Genomic DNA, 1,647 nt, shown 5'->3' with positions numbered 1-1,647 from the left:
TCGCCCAATCCGGGAGGTTCATCGCGGGCATCAGCTTTCCGGTGCACGCTCCGAATCCCACGCGGTAGCCGTCGCCCTGGGCATGTCCGCGGATGGTCAGCGTGTCGCCATCCTCGAGGAAGCTGCGCGTGGCGCCCCCCGGCAGCTCCAGCGGCTCCTTCCCGCCCCAGCTCATCTCCAGCAGGCTGCCGCGGCTGCCCTTCCCGGGCCCCGAGATCGTGCCCGATCCCAGCAGATCGCCCACGTTCATCGGGCAGCCCGAGGTGGTGTGATGCGCCAGTTGCTGAGCCGAGGAATAATACATCTCGCGGTAATTCGTGCGCGAGATCACCGCCTCCGCGCCGCCCTCGGGCGCCAGCGCCACCTCGAGGTCGATGTCGTAGAGCATCGGCCCCGGCTCGCGCAGATAGGGCAGCAGCGCCACCTCCCGCTCCGGCCCGGCCACGCGGAACGGCTGCAACGCCGCCGCCATCACGATCCAGGGCGAGATCGTGGTCGCCGTCGCCTTTGCCTGGAACGGCCCCAGCGGCTGGTATTCCCAGGCCTGGATATCCCGCGCCGACCAGTCGTTCAGCAGGACGTAGCCGAAGATCGCGGCATCCGCCTGCGCCACCGAAATCGGCCCCTCCGAGGGCTGGCCCACGATCGCGCCCATCTCCAGCTCCAGATCGAACCGCCTGCACGGCCCGAACTCCGGCACCTCGGCCCCGGGCGGCTTCAGCTGCCCCAGCGGCCGGCGCACCTCCGTCCCCGAGACCACGACCGACGAGGCCCGCCCGTTGTAGCCGATCGGAATGTGCAGCCAGTTCGGCGGCAGCGCGTTCTCGGGGCCCCGGAAGATCGAGCCCACGTTGAACGCATGGTGCCGCCCGGCATAGAAATCTGTGTATTCCGAGACCAGGAACGGCAGGTGCATCTCGGCCCCCGCCCGGTCCACGAGGTGCGGCTCGACCGCCTCGCGCTCCGCCGATCCCTCGGCCAGCAACGCCGTCATCCGCGCCCGGAACGCGGCCCAGACCTTGGGCCCCGCCTCCATCAGCTCGTTCCAGAACGGCACGTCGAACAACGGCCCGTCCTCGAACGCCAGCAGCCCGGCCTCTTCCAGCCCGGCCACATCGACGATCTTGTCGCCGATCGCCACGCCACAGCGCGGCGCGTCCGCGCCCACCGAGAACACCCCCAGCGGAAGGTTGTTGAGCGGAAACTCCCCCTCGGCGGAGTTCGCACTCTCCACCCAGCTCTTCATCAAGGCCATCTCTTGCCCTTCTTTCTTGTCGAAATACTCCGGGGGGTGCAGGGGGGGCGCGCCCCCCGCCGGCTCCCCGGCCTGCCACCAAGGGCCTACTTCAGCCCCGGCGTGCCGTCGAACTTCTTCTCCAGGCTGTCCCAGCAGTCGATGTAATCGTCCTGCAACGGCGCCTCGGTGGCGGCAAAGGCCGTCAGGTGCTGCGGAAACCGGGTCTCGAACATGAACTGCATGGTGTTGTCCTGCTTCACCGGCTTGAGCGCCTCGTTCGAGGCCCCTTCGAACGCGCCCCGGTCCGGCCCGTGCGGCAGCATCATGTTGTGCAGGCTCATGCCGCCGGGGACAAAGCCCTTGGGCTTGGCGTCGTAGATGCCGTGGATGTTGCCCATCAGCTCCGACAT

2 protein-coding genes are annotated in these 1,647 nt (G+C 68.7%); both read right to left on the bottom strand.

Annotated features, from left to right (window positions below; translation table 11 throughout):
- Positions 1-1,255, bottom strand: a 1,255-nt coding sequence (fahA, locus tag CVV76_RS24325; RefSeq protein ID WP_102227271.1) for a fumarylacetoacetase, incomplete at its 3' end; no start/stop codon positions are given.
- A gap of 86 nt (positions 1,256-1,341) precedes the next feature.
- A partial coding sequence (locus CVV76_RS24320; protein ID WP_146010397.1) for a homogentisate 1,2-dioxygenase domain-containing protein occupies positions 1,342-1,647 on the bottom strand: 306 nt, incomplete at its 5' end.

The sequence above is a fragment of the Acidimangrovimonas sediminis genome (assembly GCF_002871005.1).
GTDB lineage: Bacteria > Pseudomonadota > Alphaproteobacteria > Rhodobacterales > Rhodobacteraceae > Acidimangrovimonas > Acidimangrovimonas sediminis.
Note: the sequence above shows the minus strand (reverse complement) of the source record. Positions and strands in the feature narration are given on the sequence as shown.